This is a genomic window from Streptomyces sp. ISL-96 (assembly GCF_018614035.1).
GTDB lineage: Bacteria > Actinomycetota > Actinomycetes > Streptomycetales > Streptomycetaceae > Streptomyces.
The window spans coordinates 139,415-158,905 of sequence record NZ_JAGGPA010000011.1; the positions used below are offsets into that span (position 1 = coordinate 139,415).

Below are 19,491 nucleotides of genomic sequence, written 5' to 3' on the forward strand. Positions count from 1 at the left end.
GGGTCGCCCCCTGTACCGGCCTGAAATCCCTTGACACTCCAGCTGCCGCACGACAACCATTACGTCTGGCCAATTTGATCAACGCGAGATCGCGGTAGCCGGCAACCGGACACCATTGCGATGCCGTCGACAGGACGCCCGACGAGTCGAATTGACTTAGGAGTGTCGTGCACATCGAAATTCTTGGCACCGTATCCGTCACAGTGGGCGGTCAGCAACGCGAAATCCGCGCGAACAAGGTACGCGCCATGTTCGCCACCCTGGCGCTGGAACCCGGCCGCGCGATCTCCCATCTCGAACTCGCCGACGAGCTGTGGTCCGGTCAGTCACTCGGCAATGTGCACAACGCACTTCAGGCGCATGCGGCGCGCTTGCGGAAGATCCTGGACGGCCCTTCCCAGGGACGGGCCGCCGGGACCGTACTGCGCGCCGTGCACAACGGCTACGTACTGGACATCCCGCGCGAGGCCGTGGACGGCAACCGGTTCCTCGATCTCGCGGGGCGGGGCTCGGCGGCTTTGCGCCATGACCCGTGCCGGGCCATCGAACTGCTTGAGTCCGGGCTGCGGTTGTGGCGTGGGCCGGCCCTTCTCGACGCCGGAGACGGGTTGCGGTGCAGGGCGGCGGCCGCGCTGTTCAACGAGCGGCGGCTGACCATGTGGGAAGACCTCATCACCGCCAGGCTGGCCGTCGGCGACGTCCGCCAGGCGGCCGCCGAACTGCGCCAGCTCGTCGCCCAGCAGCCTCTGAACGAGCACTTCTGCGAGCAGCTGATGATCGCCCTGTACCGCTCGGGCCGACAGGGTGAGGCACTGACCCTGTACCACGGCACCCGTCAGCGACTGGACGAGGAACTGGGCGTACAGCCGGGTCTGCCACTGCAGCGGTGCTACGCCGAGATCCTGGCCCAGGACCCCGCGCTCACCCTGACCGGGGCGGGCAGGGCCTCAGCCGTCGGCCAGATCGCATGAGCCGGGCAGCGGTCCTCGCGGGCATCGGCGGCTGCCTGCCGCCCCGCGCGGTGTCCAACGAGGAGATCGCCGCGGTCTCCGGTGGCTCCGACGAGTGGATACGGTCCCGGACAGGCATCCGGCAGCGGTACTTCGCCGCACCCGGAACCGCCACCTCGGACCTCGCGGTCGGAGCGGGCGAGCAGGCACTCAAGTCCTCCGGCGACCCCTCGGTGGACACCGTGGTCGTGGCAACCTCCACGCCCGACCGGCCGTGTCCGGGGACCGCGCCCACGGTGGCGACGCGGCTCGCGCTGTCCGGTGCGGCGGCGTTCGACATCTCCGCCGTGTGCACCGGCTTCATCTACGCCCTCGCCACCGCCGCCGGGCTGATCGCGTCCGGCACGTCCACCCGCGCGCTGGTCATCGGGGCGGACACGTTCTCCAGCATTCTCGACCCGAAGGACCGGACGACATCGGCGATCTTCGGTGACGGCGCGGGGGCGGTGGTGCTGCGCGCGGGGGAACACGGGGAACCGGGCGCCATCGGCCCGTTCGACCTCGGCAGCGACGGGGAGGGCCGCGATCTCATCACGGTGCGCTCCGGCGGGTCGGAACAGCGCCTGGCCGGTCTGCCCCCCGAGGACGCCGACCACTACTTCGCGATGGCCGGCAAAGAGGTCTTCCGGCACGCGGTACAGCGCATGGCGAAGTCGTCGATCACGGCGCTGGACCGGGCCGGCTGGCGCCGCAGCGACGTCGACTGGCTGGTCGCCCACCAGGCCAACGCCAGGATCCTCACCCGGCTCGCCGACGAGCTCGACATCCCGCACGAGCGCGCCGTCAGCAATATCGCCGAGGTCGGCAACACCGCGGCCGCGTCCATCCCGCTGGCCCTTCACCACGCGCATGCCACCGGGATGCTGCGGCCGGGTGACCGGCTCCTGCTCACCGCCTTTGGCGGCGGCCTTACCTGGGGCTCGTCCGTACTGACGTGGCCGGGGACCGGCCTGGCATGAGACCCACGGCGCGGCACACACCACACGCGACAGCCCCACACAACAGCAGCACAGGACGAAAGGAAGCCGTAATGGCAGCCATGTACGACACGCTCGCCGACATCCTGGTCAACCGTTTCCAGGTGGACCGGTCCGAGATAACACCGGACGTGACCTTCGAGGACCTGGAGATGGACTCGCTCTTCCTCGTGGAGCTGCTGCTGGTGGTCGAGAAGGAACTGGGCGTAAAGATCAGTGATGACGCCGCGTCACCGCGCGACACCATCGGCCGTGCGGCCGAGGTGATCGAGGAGCAGGCCGCCGCGGCGACGACGTCATGACCGCTGCTCCCGTCGCCGTCACGGGGGTCGGCCTGGTCACCGCCGCGGGCATCGGCGTCGAGGCGAGCTGGCAGGGCGTTTGCGAAGGTCTGCCGAGGGCCACGTACGATCCGGCTCTCGAAGGCCTGCCGGTCGACATCTCGTGCACAGTCCCGGAGTTCAGCGCGGCCAGACTCGTCGGGCGCCGCAGCACTCTCGTACACGACCGGTTCGTGCAACTGGCCATCGTCGCCGCGCGGGAGGCCGTTGCCGACTCGGGGCTCGATCCGAAGACATGGGACGGCGCGCGCGTCGGCGTCGTCATGGGGTGCGGGCTCGGCGGCGTCTCGACCTGGGAGCAGCAGCACCGGACCATGCTGTCCGAAGGGCCGGGCTCCGTCTCGGCGCTGCTGATCCCCCTTCTGGTGCCGAACATGGTCGCGGGTCACCTCGCCATGGAGTTCGGCGCCCGCGGACCGAATTTCGTCACCGCGACTGCCTGCGCCTCGGGCGCGACCGCCGTCGGAGCCGCGACGCAGTTGCTGCACGACGACCGCTGCGATGTGGTGATCACGGGCGGCAGCGAAGCGGGGGTGAGTCCGCTGATCGTCACCGGGTTCGCACAGATGGGGGCGCTGTCCCGACGGCTGGACGAACCGGCCGCCGCTTCCCGCCCGTTCGACGTGGACCGTGACGGCTTCGTCATCGGCGAAGGCAGTGGCGTGCTGATCCTGGAACGTGAGACGGACGCACGGGCTCGCGGGGCTCGCGTACGGGCGAGGATCGCGGGGTACGGCGCCTCCGCCGACGCTCACCACATGACGGCGCCGGACCCGCGGGGCACGGGTGCCCGGCAGGCCCTGGAGGCGGCACTGGCCTCGGCGGGCGTGACGCCGGGCGAGGTCGACCACGTCAACGCGCACGGCACCTCTACGCCGCTCAACGACGCGGCCGAGTCCAGGGTCCTGCACGAACTGCTGGGCGCCCGTGCGACGGTGACGTCCGCCAAGGGCGCGCTCGGTCACGCCCTCGGGGCGGCGGGCGCGATCGAGGCGGCGCTGACCGTGCTCACCGTGCAGAACGCGACCGTGCCGCCGACGGCGAATCTGGAGAACCTGGACCCGGAGATCGAACTGGACATCGTCGCGAAGGGCCCGCGCGCCCAGCAGATCGAGGTGGCGGTGAGCAACTCGTTCGGCTTCGGCGGCCAGAACGCGGTGCTGGTCTTCACCTCCGCGTGAGACCCCCACACCGCCCCCGCGCCCGTCCCTCACCCGAACCCGAACGAACCGTCAACGGAGGCCGGAAACGTGGCCGAACAGCTCAGCAAGGGTCCCTTCGACGTCATCGTGGTGGGTGCCGGTTCCGCCGGCTGCGTCGTCACCCGGCGGCTGGTGGACCGGGGCGCGGAGGTCCTGCTTCTGGAAGCCGGCGGCGAAGCCACCAACCCGGCCATCGACGACCCGCTGCGGTTCGGTGAACTGTGGTTCGGCGAGCAGGACTGGGCGTACCGCACCACGCCGCAGGAGCACGCGGCCGGCCGCAGGCTGCACTGGCCCCGCGGCCGGGTGCTCGGCGGGTCGAGCGCGCTCAACGCGATGATCTACGCCCGGGGCGCGGCGCTGGACTACGACCACTGGGCGTACCTCGGGAACGACGGCTGGTCCTGGCAGGATGTCCTGCCGGCCTTCCGGGCCATCGAGGACTACGACACCGGGGCGGACGAAACGCACGGCTCGGGCGGCCCACTGCCGGTGCTCACCAAGTACGACGCGGACCCGGTCCACGAAGCGCTGATCCAGGCGGCCGGGGAAACCGGCATCCCCCATCAGACGGATTACAACTCAGGGCACCCCGAGGGCATTTCGAAGATCCAGTTCACCATCGCCGACGGCCGCCGGTGCAGCGCGGCCGCGGCCTATCTCGATCCGGTCGCCCAGTCGCCCGGCCTGACCGTGGTCACCGGGGCCCGCGTGCGGCGCGTACTCCTCGAAGGCACGCGGTGTGTCGGCGTGGAATGGCTGCGGGAGGGGATCGTCGAGCGGGCCACCGCCCGCGCGGAGGTGGTGATCAGCGCAGGCGCGATCGAGTCGCCCCGGCTGCTGATGCTGTCCGGCATCGGCGCCGCGGCCGAGCTGCGCTCTGTGGGCATCGACGCGGTGGCCCATCTCCCGGGCGTAGGACGCAACCTGCACGATCACGTCCTGGCACCCGTCATCTTCAGCACGGAGCGTCCCGTCGGCCGGCCGTCGCCGGGCCTCGGTCCCGCCCAGACGCATCTGTTCTGGCGCAGCCGGCCGGGTCTGCCGGTGCCGGACCTCCAGCCGCTGCACTTCCCGGCCCCCATGTACCAGCCGGGGATGACGGGCCCTGGCAGTGGCTTCACCCTGCAGGCCGGGATCGTTCGGCCGGCCTCCCGCGGATCGGTCCGGCTCACCGGCGCGCAGCCGGAGGACGAGCTGCTCCTCGACCCCGGCACGTTGCGTACGGCGGCGGACCTGGACAGTCTGGCGGCCGCCGCGGTGCTGTGCCGGGACATCGGACGCTCCTCGGTCCTGCGTGAGGAGTGGGGGGCCCGCGAGCTGTACCCGGGCCCGGAGGCGGGCGAAGACGCCGGCGACCCGGCCCTGCGCGACTATCTGCGGCGTACGGTGACGACGTATCACCACCAGTCGGGTACCTGCAAGATGGGCGTGGACGCCGATGCCGTCGTCGATCCCCGGCTGCGGGTGTACGGCATCGAAGGCCTGCGGGTCGCGGACGCCTCCGTGTTCCCGGCGATCACGACGGGCAACACCCACGCGCCCGCGCTGATGGTCGGGGAGCAGGTCTCCTCATTCATCGCGGCCGACCACGGGACGGCCTAGATCAGGCCGGAGCCGCCCCGAGCACGCGGGGCGCGTGCCGCTCCACGAACTCTTCGAGCTCCCGCACGGTCAGGTCCACGGGCGGGACGACCACGAGCCGGTCCACCCCGAGTTCCGCGTACGTCCTCACTGTCGCGGCGTCCAGCGGCCGGGCCGGCGCCACGGAAACCTTCAGCGGCCGGTCCTGCCGCCCGGCACGGTCGGAGAGCTCCCTGAGCGCGCGTACCTGTTCCGCGGTGGAACGTACGCCGACGAGATAGCCGAACCACTCGTCGCCGTGGGCGACCGCGCGCCGATGGGCCGCGGCGCTGTGCCCGCCGATCACCAGCGGCACCGGGCGCTGGAGGGGCCGCGGACGGGCATCGACGGAATCGAAGCCGGCATACGAGCCGTGAAAGGCGGGCTTGTCCTCGTACCAGAGGGCGTGGATGGCCTGGAGGTACTCGTCCGCCCGTGCGCCGCGGCCGGCCATCGGGACGCCCACGGCGCTCATTTCGGGCTCCAGATAGCCGACGCCGGCGCCGAAGAGCAGCCGGCCACCGCTGACCACGTCGAGGCTGGCCAACTGCTTTGCCAGGATCACCGGGTTGCGCTGCGGCAGGATGACGCAGCCGGTGCCGAGCCGGATGCGTTCCGTGTGGGACGCCAGATGCGTCAGGGCCACCACGGGATCGAGCAGGGGGGTGTCCGGCTCCAGCGGGGAGTCCTCGGTACGAGGCCGCGGCAGGACGACATGGTCGGCCGCCCACAGCGAGTCATAGCCGAGCTCTTCGGCCCGTCGGGCGATACGGGCCGAGACCGCCGGGTCCGCCGCGGCGTTCATATTCATCCCGAACAGGCCCACTGTCGGGGTAGTCGATGCCATGACGGTCATGCTAACCACGCCCGGCCGGGGTCACCGCCGTCTCACCTGGGCTGCTCTGGCGTGCGAGGAACGTTTCGACCACCTCGCGAAAAGCGACGGGTTCCTCGAGGTGCGGCATATGGCTCGACTCCTCGAACAGGACCCACTCGGCGCCCAGAACGCCACGCTGGATCTCTTCGACCGCGCGCGGCGTCACCTCGTCGTGCCGTCCCGACACCAGCAGCACGGGCACTTCCACCCGGTCGAGCCGGTCTCGGATGTCCCAGCCGCGGAGCGTTCCGGTCATGCTGAATTCGCTCGGACCCATCATGGCCTCGTACACCGCGGGATTCGCATCCAAGTACTGGAGGGTACGGAGGAGTTCGGCGGGCACGGGCCGGGCCCGGCACACATGGCGCCCGTAGAAGGCCCGAACCGCCGCCTGGTACTCCGGCGAGTTGGTGGTCCCCGCCGCCTCGTGGCGCTCTATCGGCTCCCTGATGCCCTGGGGCAGCTCGCTCACCAGCCGGCCGACTTCCTCGCGGTACGTCCGCGACGACGCGAATCCGTCGGCGACGACGACCGAGCGCAGCCCGGGCGGGCGCCGGACCGCCAGTTCGAGGGCCAGCATTCCGCCCCAGGAGTGCCCCAGCAGGTGGTAGCCGTCGGCGATGCCCAAGTGGCCGAGCAGCGCCTGGAGTTCCTCCACGAAGAGCTCGGGCGTCCAGAATCCGGCGGGGGCGTCCCCGTGGTGTTCCGAGCGCCCGTTGCCGATCTGGTCGTACAGCACGCAGGTCCGGTTCGCGCTCATCGACTCGGCGACCGGGGCGAGGTAGTCATGGATGAGGCCGGGGCCACCGTGGCAGATCACCAGCGGAGCCCGGCCGGAGCTCCGGCCGGGCGGTCCCACTACGCGGTACCAAGTCTTGCGCCCCTGCCAGTCCACCGTGCCCTCGGTCACGGTTGCGCCGTCCAGTGCCGTCAAGGCCGCCTCCACGCGTTCGGATACTCCGGGCCCCGCGCCACCGGCGCACGGGCACACGTGGCGCATCGTCGCCGTACCGGCTGACGGCTCACTGACCTGCCGCTGACGGCACGGCCGCGGCGGGGCGGGGGCCCGGCCCGGTCAGCGATCGGTCAGCCGCCGGTCAGCGCGCGGGGCCAGGCTGGACCCGACCGGTGACCGGGAGCCCTCGCGCTCCGGTTCACGCGACCACAGTGCGATGCCGTATGGAGGCAGACCCTTGAGCGATGCGACGCAACCGACCCAGGCCACGGAGATCGCAGCAGCAGTGAGGCAGGTCCTCGGCGACTCGCTCGGCTACCTCTACCCCGCCGCACTGCGCGTGGCCCTGCGTACCGACATCGCCGGCCACCTCACCGACGGACCCAAAACCGCCGCCCAACTCGCCGAACTCACCGGCGTACACGCCCCGTCCCTCCACCGCGTACTGCGCTTCCTCGCCACCCGCGGCATCTTCCGCGAAGACACGGACTCAGCCTTCCACCTCACCCCCGCCGCCCACGTCCTGCGCACCGACGTCCCCTACTCCGTACGCTCCACGGCCCTGCTGCTGACGGACGAGATGTACTGGAAGTCGACCGGACGCCTCGAAGACACCGTCCGCGACGGCAGCACCGCCTTCAACGACATCTTCGGCGCCCCCCTCTTCGACTATCTCGACCAGAACGAGGAGAGCGCCCGGACCTTCCACACCGGCATCGCCGACCTCTCGGCCATCGAACAGGGCGGTATCGCCGCGAGTTACGACTTCCCGGCGACCGGGAAGATCATCGATGTCGGCGGCGGCCCCGGCGGCTTCCTGCGCACTGTCCTCGCCAACAACCCGGGCCTGCACGGTGTGCTGTACGAGCAGGACGCGGTGCTCCAGCAGCACCAGCTCGACGACGAGGCGATCGCGGGCCGCTGGGAGACCGCCGAGGGGAACTTCTTCGATGTCGCGCCCACCGGCGGCGACATCTACGTCCTCAAGCGCGTCCTCCACGACTGGAGCGACGACGACAGCCTCCGGATTCTCCAGGCCGTCCGTAAGGCCATGTCCGACCAGGCCCGCCTCCTGGTCGTCGACGCCGTGGTGCCGCCCGGCAACGACCCGCACCCGGCCAAGCTGTACGACGTGGCGATGATGACCATCTTCGACGGCAAGGAGCGCACCGAGCCGGAGTTCAAGGAACTCCTCGCCGCCGCCGGCCTGCGGCTGGTCCGCGTCATCCCGACTCCGGGCACGGTGTCCATCCTCGAAGCCGTTACCGCCTGAGCGGCCGGCAGCCCTCCGCTCGTGCACACGACACAGGAAGAGCGACCCTTGAGCGATGCGACGCAACCGACCCAGGCCACGGAGATCGCAGCAGCAGTGACGCAGGTCCTCGGCGACTCGCTCGGCTACCTCTACCCCGCCGCACTGCGCGTGGCCCTGCGTACCGACATCGCCGGCCACCTCACCGACGGACCCAAAACCGCCGCCCAACTCGCCGAACTCACCGGCGTACACGCCCCGTCCCTCCACCGCGTACTGCGCTTCCTCGCCACCCGCGGCATCTTCCGCGAAGACACGGACTCAGCCTTCCACCTCACCCCCGCCGCCCACGTCCTGCGTACCGACGTCCCCTACTCCGTACGCCCCGCCGCCCTGCTGTTCACGGACGAGATGTACTGGAAGCCGGCCGGACGCCTCGAAGACACCGTCCGCGACGGCAGCACCGCCTTCAACGACATCTTCGGCGCCCCCCTCTTCGACCACCTCCAGGGCGAAGGCGAGCGTGAACGGCTCTTCACCGATGCCATGGACACCATGTCCATGACCGAGCAGAACGGCATCGTCGCGAGCTACGACTTCCCCCAGACGGGTACGGTCATCGATCTCGCCGGCGGTCTGGGTGGCTTCCTGCGCACCCTGCTCGCCCGGAACCCCGGTCTGCGCGGTGTCCTCTTCGAGCGCGAATCCGTGCTCCGGCGGCACAAGTTGGACGACCCGGCGATCGAGGGGCGCTGGGAGACCGCCGTGGGTGACTTCTTCGAGGCCGTACCGCCCGGCGCGGACTTCTATGTCCTCAAACGCATCATCCACGACAAGAGCGACGCCGACAGCGTGCGCATTCTGCGGACCGTACGCAATGCCATGTCCGAGCGGTCGCGCCTCCTGATCGTCGACGCGGTGCGCCCGGACGCGGACATCTCGCCGTCTGTCACCATCTCCGACGTACTGATGCTGACCGTGTTCGATGGACAGGAACGCAGCGACGAGGAACTGGAAGTGCTGCTCTCCGCGGCTGATCTCAAGTCGCTGCGGGTCATCTCCACGCCGGGAACGCTGTCCATCGTGGAGGTGGCTCCGGTCTGACCATGGAAGTGGCTGATTCTCCTGCCGAGGGTGGCACCCACTGTTACCGTCCAGTATCCCGCTCGTCCCAGCCAACCTTGGAGGCAGGCATGACCCAGCACGAGATGACCGTGGAGCGCGGCATCGTCGAACCCGGCTACACCCACTTCGACGAGCTCGACTCGATGGGCTTCGTGCACAACTCCCGCTACATGGTGCTGGTGGAACGGGCGTTGACTACTTTCTGGGCGCGCCAGGGTTTCGCGTTCACCGACGGGAAGTACACGCAGCCCGACGTTTTCCTGGCCGTGGCGGAGTTCTCGATCAGCTACCGGGCGCCCATTCGCGGCACGGGTGAGATCGGTATCCACCTGTGGATAGACAAGCTTTCCGACTCCAGCGCGGTATACGGCTTCCGGGTGCTGTCCGCGGACGGTGGCGTGGTGCATGCCGAAGGGCGGCGGGTGCACATCCGGCTCGACCCCAAGACGCTGCGCCCCACGGCATGGAGCGACACGTTCAACGATGTCGCGAAGACCTTGCTCTGAACAGCGGTGAAGATGCCGTCCTACGGCCCCGGGCTGTCGGCCCGGGGCCGTCGGCATGTCCGCGACTCATGTCCGAAAGGCCACGATGATCCCTGAATCCCGGTCAGTACCGGCCGCCGACGCACCGCCGCCGCCGCCGGACAGGCTCAGCGAACCGGTCGCGCGGGTGGGGCCGAGGTTCGTGGGCGGCATCGCGCTGGTCAGCCTGGGCATGTGGACCGCGTTGTACACGCCGGTACAGGTACTGCTCGCCCAGCAGTTGGAGACGATCGATCCGGACAACAAGGAGTCCGCGCTCGGCCTGGTCACCGGGATCGGCGCGGTGATCGCACTGGTCGCCACCCCGGTCGCGGGCGCCCTGTCGGACCGCACCACGTCACGTTTCGGCCGCCGCAGACCCTGGCTGGCCGGCGGCGCGCTGGGCACGGCCCTGGGCCTGCTGATACTCGCCCCGCAGACCACGGTGACCGGCGTCGTGCTCGGCTGGTGCGTGGCGCAGCTGTCGCTCAGTGCGATGCTCGCCGGCCTGGTCGCCGAGGTGCCCGACCATGTCCCGGTCGCGCAACGCGCCGTCGTGAGCGCGTGGGTGGGTGCCACTCAGCCCCTGGCCGTCGTGTTCGGTACGGTCCTGGTGACCGTCGCCGTGAGCGGACCACGCAGCGGCTACCCCCTGATCGCCGTCGTCCTGGTCCTGTGCGCCCTGCCGTTCCTGTGGTCGGTCACGGACGCCCGGCTGCCGGCCTCCGCGGTGCCCGCTGTGAGCTGGTCGCGATTCCTCGCCGGGTTCTGGATCAGCCCCCGCCGCCATCGCGACTTCGCGCTCGCCTGGCTGACGCGGCTGCTCGTACAACTCGGCAACGCCACAGGGACCTTGTACCTGCTCTACTTCCTGCGCGACGAGGTGCGGTACGAACAGCGCTTCCCCGGGCGCGAGGCCGAGCAGGGACTGCTGACTCTCGTCGTCCTCTACACCACCGGCATCGTGCTCACGGCCTTCATCGGCGGTGTGGTGTCGGACCGCCTCGGCCGCCGGAAGTCGCTGGTCACGGCCTCCGGTGTGGTGATCGCCCTCGGCTCCGCCCTGCTGGCGGTCTGGCCGACGTGGCCGGTCGCGCTGGTGGCCGCCGGCCTGATGGGACTCGGTTACGGCGTCTACATCTCGGTGGACCAGGCGCTGATCACCCAGGTGCTGCCCACCGCGGACAACCGGGGGCGGGATCTCGGTGTCATCAATATCGCGAACTCCCTCCCGCACGTCCTCGCGCCGGCCATCGCCGCCGTGCTGGTCACTCACCTCGGCGGCTACCCGGCGCTCTTCGCGTTCACCGCCGCTCTCACCCTGCTCGGCGCTGTCCTGGTCCAACGCATCCGAAGCGTGCCCTGACGCCGAAGGCGTCGGACCAGCGGCCGGGTCCCTCAGCCCAGGAAGCTCAGCCGCACCTGGCGGTCCGGGTTGTCCTTGTTCGTGTCGACCAGGCAGACGGACTGCCACGTGCCCAGTTCCAGGCTGCCGCCGATCACCGGAAGCGTCGCGTGCGGGGGCACCAGGGCGGGCAGTACGTGGTCCCTGCCGTGGCCGGGGCTGCCGTGGCGGTGCTGCCAGCGGTCGTCGGCGGGGAGCAGGGCGTGCAGCGCGGCGAGGAGGTCGGCGTCGCTGCCCGCGCCCGTTTCGAGGATCGCGATACCGGCCGTGGCGTGCGGGACGAAGATGTTGAGCAGGCCGTCCCTCCCGCGCGCCGCCTGCTGGAGGAAATTCTCGCAGTCGTGGGTGATGTCGGCCACGGTCTCGGCCGAGCCCGTGGTGACGTTCAGGATGCGGGTCGTGAAGGCGTCGGACATGCCTCCATCATGCACAGGCCTACGCTCCGGGCAGGGTGTCCAGGTCCGGCTGGACCTCCACCGTGCATTCGGCGTCCTCCGGGCCCATGCCCTCCGCGTCGCGCCATACGCAGATACGTACGTGGTGGACGCCCGAACCCTCGTGGTCCCACTCCGTCGCAAGGTCACGCACCACCACCGCGGCCACGAATTCGGCGTCCTCCGGCTGGGTCGCGGTGGTGATGGCGCCCCGGTAGCGGGGTCCCAGGGGGTGCCAGCCGGCGCTTCCTGCGGGCGCGTCCACTCGGTACACGTATTCGACGGGGGTCATTCCGGCACCGTACCCACATCGCGGGGTATTACGTCGACCGGGAAGATCCGGCCCCAACGCCCCGTTAGTAGAAACATGAACAATCTTGGGGTGCGGGAAGTGGACGTCGTGGTGATCGGTGCCGGGCAGGCCGGTCTTTCCAGCGCCTACCACCTGCGGCGCGCGGGCCTGGAGCCCGGCCGTGACTTCGTCGTGCTGGACCACTCCCCGCGCCCGGGCGGCGCGTGGCAGTTCCGGTGGCCCTCGCTGACGTACGGCAAAGTGCACGGCATGCACGCGCTTCCGGGCATGGAGCTGACCGGCGCCGACGACAGCCGCGCTTCCTCCGAGGTCATCGGGGAGTACTTCGCGACGTACGAGCGCACCTTCGGCCTGCGGGTGCGCCGGCCCGTCGGTGTGTCGGCCGTGCGTGAGGGAGAGGGCGGGCGGCTGCTCGTCGAGACGTCGGCGGGTGCCTGGTCGGCGCGCGCCCTGATCAACGCCTCGGGCACCTGGGACCGGCCTTTCTGGCCCCGCTACCCCGGCCAGGAGACGTTCCGCGGGCGTCAGCTGCACACCGCGAACTACCCGGGGCCGGGCGAATTCGCCGGACAGCGGGTGGTCGTCGTGGGCGGCGGGACCTCGGGCGTACAGCACCTGATGGAGATCGCCGGCGCCGGGGCGCGGACGACGTGGGTGACGCGGCGGCCGCCGGTCTTCCGCGACGGCCCGTTCGGCGAGGAGCAGGGGCGGGCCGCCGTCGCGCTCGTCGACGAGCGGGTACGGCGCGGGCTGCCGCCGCAGAGCGTCGTGTCGGTGACCGGGCTTCCTGTGACGGAGGCGGTCGCGCGGGCCCGCTCGGAGGGCGTGCTGGACCGGCTGCCGATGTTCGACAGGATTACGCCGAACGGGGTGGCCTGGTCCGACGGACGCACGGTCGACGCGGACGTCATCCTGTGGGCCACCGGGTTCCGTGCCGCGATCGATCACCTGGCGCCGCTCAAGCTGCGCGAGCCGGGTGGCGGCGTCCGCGCCGAGGGCACGCGGGCGACCCGCGACGAGCGGATCCACCTGGTGGGCTACGGGCCCTCGGCCAGCACCATCGGGGCCAACCGGGCGGGGCGGGCCGCCGTACGCGGGATCATGCGGCTGCTGGAAGGGGAGCGGCGGACGGAGAGCGAGCCGGTCGCGGTGGGCGTCTGAAGCGGGTCGGGGGCTGAGCGGGTCGGGGGCTGAAGCGGGTCGGGGGCTGAAGGGGTCAGCCGCCGTTCTTGCTCGCGCCCTTGCGGTTCGCGTTGAACTCCGCGACGTTCTTCCGCTGCTCGGCGTAGCTGTCCGTGAAGCGGGTGTCCCCGGGCGCGACGGTGACGAAGTACAGCCAGTCCCCCGGCGGCGGGTCGGTCGTCGCGTCCATCGCCTGCCGGCCCGGGTTGCCGATCGGAGTCGGCGGCAGGCCGGCGCGCAGGTATGTGTTGTACGGGGTGTCGATCTTCGTGTCCGCGTGGCTGGTGTCGAGGGTCGAGCGCTTCAGCGCGTAGTTGATCGTCGAGTCCATCTGGAGCGGCATGCCGCGCGCCAGCCGGTTGTCGATGACGCGTGCGGCCTTCCCCATGTCCTCGGCGGTGTCCGCCTCGGCCTGCACGATGCTGGCGATGACAACGTTCCGGTAGGCCGCGGGAGTGGCGCCGAAGTTCTTACGGGCCGTGTTGACCATGTACGAGAGCAGGCTCGCCGGCGTCGTCCTGTCGTCGACGGGATAGGTGGCCGGGAAGAGGAACCCCTCCGGGTTTCCCTTGGCCGCGCGCGGCAGGTTCAGGTTGGCCGCGCCCGCCGCCCTCTCGGTGGTTCTGGGCGCGACGCCGAGCGCCTTGTCGACCGCGGTGTACACCTGGGACGACCGCCATCCCTCCGGAATCAGCAGGCTCCGCGGCTCGCGCTTCTCCTCCCTGAGCAGCAGGAGAGGCACCAGGACGGCGGCGGTCGCCACTGTCGCGGCCATACCCGCGACCAGCAGCAGTCGGCCGCGGCGCGTCAGGCGGGGGCTGTTCGCGGGCCGTTTCTGTGCGGACTCGTTCTCCATGCGGGCACGCTAACTCGCCTCACTCGCCGTTCCCGGGATGCCGAGAACGGCATTCGGTCGGTACCGGATACTCACCGCCCATGGCTTTCAGGTGGCGGCGGGCGAGAGCCTGGCGTCCCTGCGCACGAGGGCGGCGTACCGGCCGTCCTGTGCGAGCAGTTCCTCGTGCGTGCCGCGCTCGGCGGTCCTGCCGCCGTCGAGGACGACGATCTGGTCGGCGTCCCTGACCGTGGAGAGCCGGTGCGCGATGGTGATGGTCGTACGGCCCGCCGACAGCGCGTCGATGGCCTGCTGCACGGCGTGCTCCGTACGGGTGTCGAGCGCGCTCGTCGCCTCGTCGAGGATGAGGACGGGCGGGTCGCGCAGAATGGTCCTGGCGATCGCCAGGCGCTGCTTCTCGCCGCCGGAGAAGCGGTATCCGCGCTCGCCGACCAGCGTGTCGTACCCGTCGGGCAGTGAGGCGATGTGGTCGTGGATCTGCGCCGCCTCGGCTGCCGCGCGCAGTTCCTCGTCGGTCGCGTCCGGCTTGGCGAAGCGAAGGTTCTCGGCGACGGAGGCGTGGAAGAGGTACGTCTCCTGGGAGACCACGCCGACCGCGCGGGCCAGCGTGTCGAAGTCCAGGTCGCGCACGTCGACGCCGTCGAGTGTGACGCCGCCGTCCGTCACGTCGTACAGCCGGGGCACCAGATAGCTGAGCGTGCTCTTGCCGGAGCCCGTCGGCCCGACGACCGCCAGGCTGCCGCCCGCCGGGACCGTGATGTCGATTCCGGTGAGCGTGGGGCCGTTCTTCTCGTCGTACGTGAAGTGGACGTCGTCGAAGCGCACTTCGCCGCGGATCTTGTCCAGCCGGACGGGCTTCTCGGGTTCGGTGATGTCCACCGGCAGGTCGAGATATTCGAAGATCCGCTGGAAGAGCGCGAGCGAGGTCTGCATCTGCACACCGGTCGACAGGAGGCTCACGGCCGGCCGGAAGAGGCCCTGCTGGAGCGATACGAAGGCGACGAGCGTGCCGAGGGAGACGGCTGCCCCGCCGGCCTGCATGGTCAGGCCGGCCGCCCAGTAGATGACGGCGGGCATGGCGGCCATGACGATGCCGATGGTGGACATCCGCCAGCGCCCCGCCATGTTGGAACGCACTTCGAGGTCGACGAGGCGCTCGGACTCGTCGGCGAAGGATTTGGTGAGGGAGTCGGCGCGGCCCATGGTGCGGCCGAGCAGGATGCCGCTGACCGACAGCGACTCGGTGACGGTGGCGGCCATGGCGGCCATCTGTTTCTGCCGCTGCGTGGTGATCTTCTTGCGCTCGCGGCCGACCCGGCGGCTGATCCACACGAAGACCGGCAGCAGCAGGAGGGAGACGACGGTAAGCCGCCAGTCGAGCGCCAGCATGGCGACGACCGTGGCCACGACCGAGGTGAGGTTCGAGACGAGCGAGGTCGCCGTGGACGTCACCGTCGCCTGCATGCCGCCGATGTCGTTCGCGATACGGGACTGCACCTCGCCGGTGCGGGTCCTGGTGAAGAAGGCGAGCGGCATGCGCTGGAGCTGGGCGTAGACGGCGGTCCGCAGGTCGTGCATGACGCGCTGGCCGACCGTCGTGGAGATCAGGGTCTGGAGTACGCCGAAGACGCTCGTCACCACGGCGGTCAGGATCATGCCGAGGGCGAGCAGGCTCAGCAGCCCCGTACGCCCCTGCGGGATGGCGGTGTCGAGGATCTCCCGGAGCATGAACGGGGAGGCGACGGCCACGAGCGACGAGGCGGCGACGAGCAGGCCGACGACGGCCAGTCGGCCCCGGTAGGGGCGGAAGAGCCGGAGAATGCGGCGCACCTGCGCGGGCTCCTCCGGCTGGGCCGGATCGCGGGCCGGGGGTGTCCACGTGGGTCGATCGGGGTGCATGGGCTCCTTCGAGAGGGTGAAGTCACGGATTTTCAGAGCCTAGCCGATTGTTACCTGTACTCACAATGAATAAGGTCCTGATATCGTTTCCCGGTATGAGCACCTCAGACGCCGACGGCCTGCTGGCCGAGCAACTGCTCCGGCTGACGCGCCGGCTGCACCGGATCCAGCGGGAGCAGATGGAGCCGATCGGCATCACGCCCGCGCAGTCACGCCTGCTGCGCACCGTTTCGCACTACGACCTGCACCACGAGCCGCCGCCGAGGATGGCCGACCTCGCCAGGCGCCTCGACGTGGTCCCCCGCGCCGTGACCACGCTCGTCGACGGCCTGGAGGCCAGCGGCCGGGTGCGCCGCGTGCCCGATCCCACCAACCGGCGGGTGATCAGGATCGAGCTCACCGACACCGGCCGCGCCACGCTGCGCGCCCTGCGCACCGCGCGCCGCGACGCCGCGGAGGACATCCTGGCTCCATTGGACGCCGATCAGCGCGAGGTGCTCGGCGGCCTGCTGTCCGCTCTGGTCGACGGAATGCCGGAGCGCCGCTGCTGAGTCGAGGAAGTGACCTGGATGCCGCTGCTGGAGCCAGACCCCGGATCACTGCGCCCCGCCGCCCCGCACGGCCCCGCGCCCGACCGGGTGCCGGACACCATGGCCGGCGGCACACCGGATCCGCTGCGCGGCGAGCTGACCGCGCTCCTCGGCGCGGACAAGGTGCTGTGGAAGGTCTCCGACCTCGTGCGGTACGCGTCCGACGCCAGCCCGTACCGCTTCCTCCCCCGGGTCGTCGTGGTCGCCGAGGACATCGACGACATCTCGGCAGTGCTCTCGTACGCCCATGGCAGGGGCCGCGAGGTCGTCTTCCGGGCGGCGGGCACCTCGCTCAACGGCCAGGCCCAGGGCGAGGACATCCTCGTCGACGTACGCCGCCACTGGGCAGGCATCGAGGTCCTGGACGGCGGCGCCCGCGCCCGGATCCGCCCGGGGACCACCGTCGTACGGGCCAACGCCTCGCTCGCGCGCCACGGCCGCGTCCTCGGCCCCGACCCCGCGAGCGCCATCGCCTGCACGATCGGCGGCGTCGTGGCGAACAACGCGTCCGGCATGACGGCGGGCACCGCCCGCAACTCCTACCGCACGGTCGCCTCCCTCACCTTCGTGCTCCCGACCGGTACGGTCGTCGACACCTCGCACCCGGCAGCCGACGAGGAACTGGCCTGCGCGGAGCCCGGCTTGTGCGCGGGGCTCATGGCGATCAAGGCGGAGATCGAGGCGGACGCGGAGCTCACGGCCCGTATCCGCGCCAAGTACGAGATCAAGAACACCAACGGCTACCGGCTCGACGCCTTCCTCGACGGCGCGACGCCCGTGGAGATCCTGCGGGGCCTGATGGTGGGCTCCGAGGGCACCTTCGGTTTCATCTCCGAGGTCGTCTTCGACACACTGCCGCTGGACCGCGAACTCTCCACCGCGCTGCTCTTCTTCCCCACGCTGTCCGCCGCGGCCGCCGCCGTCCCCCGCTTCAACGACGCGGGCGCGATCGCCGTCGAGCTGATGGACGGCAACACGCTGCGCGCCTCGGTGAGCGTCGAGGGCGTACCGGCGGACTGGGCGCGGCTGCCCAAGGAGACGACGGCGCTGCTGGTGGAGTTCCGGGCGCCCGACGAGGCGCGTCTCGCGGCGTACGAACGGGCGGCGGCCGAGGTGCTGGGCGGGCTCGAACTCGTCGTGCCGGTCGCCTCGGTGACCAATGAGTTCACCCGGGACGCGAAGACGATCGCCGGGTACTGGAAGGCCCGTAAGGCGTTCGTCACGGCGGTCGGCGGCGCCCGCCCCGCCGGTACGACCCTGATCACCGAGGACTTCGCCGTACCGCCGTCGCGGCTCGCCGACGCATGCGAGGCCCTCCTGCGGCTCCAGAGCCGGCACGGATTCGACGCGGCCGTCGCGGGTCACGCCGCGCACGGCAATCTGCACTTCCTGCTGGCCTTCGACGCCGCCGACCCCGCGGACGTCGCGCGGTACGCCGCCTTCATGGACGACTTCTGCCGGCTCACCGTCGAGCGCTTCGACGGCTCGCTCAAGGCCGAGCACGCCACCGGCCGCAACATCGCGCCGTTCCTGGAGCTGGAGTGGGGAGCGAAGGCGACGGAACTGATGTGGCGTACGAAGCAGGTCATCGACCCCGACGGGGTGCTTGCCCCGCGCATCGTCCTGGACCGCGACCCGAAGGCGCATCTGCGCGGCCTCAAGACCATCCCGAAGGTCGAGCTGATCGCCGACCCGTGCATCGAGTGCGGCTTCTGCGAACCGACCTGCCCCAGCGCCGATCTGACGACCACTCCGCGCCAGCGCATCGTGCTGCGCAGGGAGATGACGCGCCAGCCGGCAGGTTCGCCGGTCCAGGACGGGCTGCTCGACGCGTACGGGTACGACGCGGTGGACACGTGCGCCGGGGACTCGACGTGCAAGCTCGCCTGTCCCGTCGGTATCGACACCGGCGCGCTGATGAAGGACTTCAGGCACCGCAGGCATTCGCCGCGCGAGGAACGGATCGCGGCGCTGACCGCCCAGCACTTCAGTGCCGTGGAGGCGTCCGCGCGCCTCGCGGTGGCGGCCGCGGACCGCGCCGGCGACCGGCTCCTCCAGGCGGTCACGGGCCTGGCCCGCAAGGCGGTACGCCCGGACCTGGTCCCGCGGTGGCTGCCGCAGCTCCCCGGCGCCGCCGCCAGGTCCCTCCCCCGCACCGCGCGCACGGGCGCGCACGCCGTGTACTACCCGGCCTGCGTGAACCGCATCTTCGGCGAGCCGGAGGGCTATCGGGGGCCCTCGCTCCCGCACGCCGTGGTCGCCGTGTCGCAGCGCGCCGGACGGCCGGTGTGGATCCCCGGCGATGTGGCCGGCACGTGCTGCGCGACGATCTGGCACTCGAAGGGCTACCGCGCGGGCACCACCGTCATGGCGAACCGCATCGTCGAGGCCGCCTGGGGCTGGACCGCCGGCGGCACGCTGCCGCTGGTCGTCGACGCGTCGTCCTGCACGCTGGGCATCGCGCACGAGGTGGCGCCGTACCTCACCGACGCCAACCGTGAGCTGCACGCGGAGCTGACCGTCGTCGACTCGGTCGTCTGGGCCGCCGACGAGCTGCTGCCGCGTCTGTCAGTGCTGCGCAGGGCGGGATCCGCCGTCCTGCACCCCACATGCTCCATGCGGCACTTGGGCGACGAGGAGCACCTGCGTACCGTGGCGCAAGCGTGCGCGGAGGAAGTCGTCGTGCCGGACGACGTACGCTGCTGCGCGTTCGCCGGCGACCGCGGGATGCTGCACACGGAGCTGACGGAGTCGGCTACGGCGCGGGAGGCGGCGGAGGTCGGGGCGCGCGAGTACGACGTGTACCTCTCCGCGAACCGCATGTGCGAGGTGGGGATGGAACGCGCGACGGGCCGCGGCTACCGGTCCGTACTGCTGGAGCTGGAGCGCGTGACCCGCCCCACCAGCCTGGCCGACTGACTCCCTC

At 70.8% G+C, this 19,491-nt stretch carries 18 protein-coding genes; 12 read left to right on the forward strand and 6 right to left on the reverse strand.

The genetic code is table 11. The features are described 5' to 3' along the window. Positions 1-167: 167 nt before the first annotated feature. The 5 genes from J7E96_RS07780 to J7E96_RS38400 all read left to right on the forward strand — a co-directional run bounded on the left by J7E96_RS07780 (position 168) and on the right by J7E96_RS38400 (position 5,135). Positions 168-971 (forward strand): AfsR/SARP family transcriptional regulator, encoded by an 804-nt coding sequence (locus J7E96_RS07780; protein WP_308295870.1) that lies wholly within the window; start codon positions 168-170, stop codon positions 969-971. After that, positions 968-1,969: a beta-ketoacyl-ACP synthase III gene (locus J7E96_RS07785; protein WP_215128844.1), complete on the forward strand. Its 1,002-nt coding sequence runs from the start codon at positions 968-970 to the stop codon at positions 1,967-1,969. The genes J7E96_RS07780 and J7E96_RS07785 overlap by 4 nt, the downstream gene beginning before the upstream one ends. 71 nt (positions 1,970-2,040) lie before the next feature. Next, complete coding sequence (locus tag J7E96_RS07790; protein ID WP_073751640.1) at positions 2,041-2,289, forward strand: phosphopantetheine-binding protein; 249 nt, start codon at positions 2,041-2,043, stop codon at positions 2,287-2,289. Continuing rightward, positions 2,286-3,509: a beta-ketoacyl synthase gene (locus J7E96_RS07795; RefSeq protein ID WP_215128846.1), complete on the forward strand. Its 1,224-nt coding sequence runs from the start codon at positions 2,286-2,288 to the stop codon at positions 3,507-3,509. The genes J7E96_RS07790 and J7E96_RS07795 overlap by 4 nt, the downstream gene beginning before the upstream one ends. A gap of 69 nt (positions 3,510-3,578) precedes the next feature. Further along, positions 3,579-5,135: a GMC family oxidoreductase gene (locus J7E96_RS38400; protein ID WP_215128848.1), complete on the forward strand. Its 1,557-nt coding sequence runs from the start codon at positions 3,579-3,581 to the stop codon at positions 5,133-5,135. A gap of 1 nt (position 5,136) precedes the next feature. Here J7E96_RS38400 and J7E96_RS07805 read toward each other — a convergent pair whose 3' ends face one another. Beyond that, positions 5,137-6,000, reverse strand: a complete 864-nt coding sequence (locus J7E96_RS07805; protein WP_215128850.1) for an LLM class F420-dependent oxidoreductase — start codon at positions 5,998-6,000, stop codon at positions 5,137-5,139. A 10-nt stretch (positions 6,001-6,010) separates the two neighbouring features. After that, entirely contained in the window at positions 6,011-6,964 is a 954-nt protein-coding gene (locus J7E96_RS07810; protein WP_251069544.1) for a proline iminopeptidase-family hydrolase, read from the reverse strand. Positions 6,965-7,223: 259 nt separating this feature from the next. On the opposite strand from J7E96_RS07810, the gene J7E96_RS07815 reads away from it, so the two are divergent. From J7E96_RS07815 to J7E96_RS07830, 4 genes are all read left to right on the forward strand, one after another. After that, positions 7,224-8,258 carry a methyltransferase gene (locus tag J7E96_RS07815; protein ID WP_251069545.1) on the forward strand — a complete coding sequence of 345 codons (1,035 nt, stop codon included), beginning with the start codon at positions 7,224-7,226 and terminating at the stop codon, positions 8,256-8,258. A 48-nt stretch (positions 8,259-8,306) separates the two neighbouring features. Continuing rightward, the gene (locus tag J7E96_RS07820; protein ID WP_215128856.1) at positions 8,307-9,341 is read left to right on the forward strand and encodes a methyltransferase; all 1,035 of its coding nucleotides are present in this window, start codon (positions 8,307-8,309) and stop codon (positions 9,339-9,341) included. Positions 9,342-9,430: 89 nt separating this feature from the next. Then, complete coding sequence (locus J7E96_RS07825) at positions 9,431-9,868, forward strand: thioesterase family protein (protein ID WP_215128858.1); 438 nt, start codon at positions 9,431-9,433, stop codon at positions 9,866-9,868. Between the two features lie 85 nt (positions 9,869-9,953). Beyond that, positions 9,954-11,252, forward strand: coding sequence for an MFS transporter (locus tag J7E96_RS07830; RefSeq protein ID WP_215128859.1), 1,299 nt, complete (start codon positions 9,954-9,956; stop codon positions 11,250-11,252). A 32-nt stretch (positions 11,253-11,284) separates the two neighbouring features. Here J7E96_RS07830 and J7E96_RS07835 read toward each other — a convergent pair whose 3' ends face one another. Together J7E96_RS07835 and J7E96_RS07840 are read right to left on the reverse strand one after the other, a co-directional pair. Then, entirely contained in the window at positions 11,285-11,707 is a 423-nt protein-coding gene (locus J7E96_RS07835; protein ID WP_215128861.1) for a secondary thiamine-phosphate synthase enzyme YjbQ, read from the reverse strand. Between the two features lie 19 nt (positions 11,708-11,726). Then, positions 11,727-12,017: a hypothetical protein gene (locus J7E96_RS07840; RefSeq protein ID WP_215128863.1), complete on the reverse strand. Its 291-nt coding sequence runs from the start codon at positions 12,015-12,017 to the stop codon at positions 11,727-11,729. A 75-nt stretch (positions 12,018-12,092) separates the two neighbouring features. On the opposite strand from J7E96_RS07840, the gene J7E96_RS07845 reads away from it, so the two are divergent. Further along, positions 12,093-13,199: an FAD-dependent oxidoreductase gene (locus J7E96_RS07845; RefSeq protein WP_215128865.1), complete on the forward strand. Its 1,107-nt coding sequence runs from the start codon at positions 12,093-12,095 to the stop codon at positions 13,197-13,199. A 55-nt stretch (positions 13,200-13,254) separates the two neighbouring features. Here the strand turns inward: J7E96_RS07845 and mltG are convergent, their stop codons facing one another. Both mltG and J7E96_RS07855 read right to left on the reverse strand, forming a co-directional pair. Then, on the reverse strand, positions 13,255-14,076 hold the full coding sequence (mltG, locus tag J7E96_RS07850) for an endolytic transglycosylase MltG (protein ID WP_215128867.1): 822 nt from the start codon (positions 14,074-14,076) through the stop codon (positions 13,255-13,257). An 87-nt stretch (positions 14,077-14,163) separates the two neighbouring features. Continuing rightward, complete coding sequence (locus J7E96_RS07855) at positions 14,164-15,975, reverse strand: ABC transporter ATP-binding protein (RefSeq protein ID WP_215128869.1); 1,812 nt, start codon at positions 15,973-15,975, stop codon at positions 14,164-14,166. Between the two features lie 95 nt (positions 15,976-16,070). Between J7E96_RS07855 and J7E96_RS07860 the strand changes: the two genes are divergently transcribed. Both J7E96_RS07860 and J7E96_RS07865 read left to right on the forward strand, forming a co-directional pair. Next, positions 16,071-16,526, forward strand: coding sequence for a MarR family winged helix-turn-helix transcriptional regulator (locus J7E96_RS07860; RefSeq protein ID WP_215128871.1), 456 nt, complete (start codon positions 16,071-16,073; stop codon positions 16,524-16,526). 18 nt (positions 16,527-16,544) lie between these two features. Beyond that, complete coding sequence (locus J7E96_RS07865) at positions 16,545-19,484, forward strand: FAD-binding and (Fe-S)-binding domain-containing protein (protein WP_215128873.1); 2,940 nt, start codon at positions 16,545-16,547, stop codon at positions 19,482-19,484. The last annotated feature ends 7 nt before the right edge of the window (positions 19,485-19,491 follow it).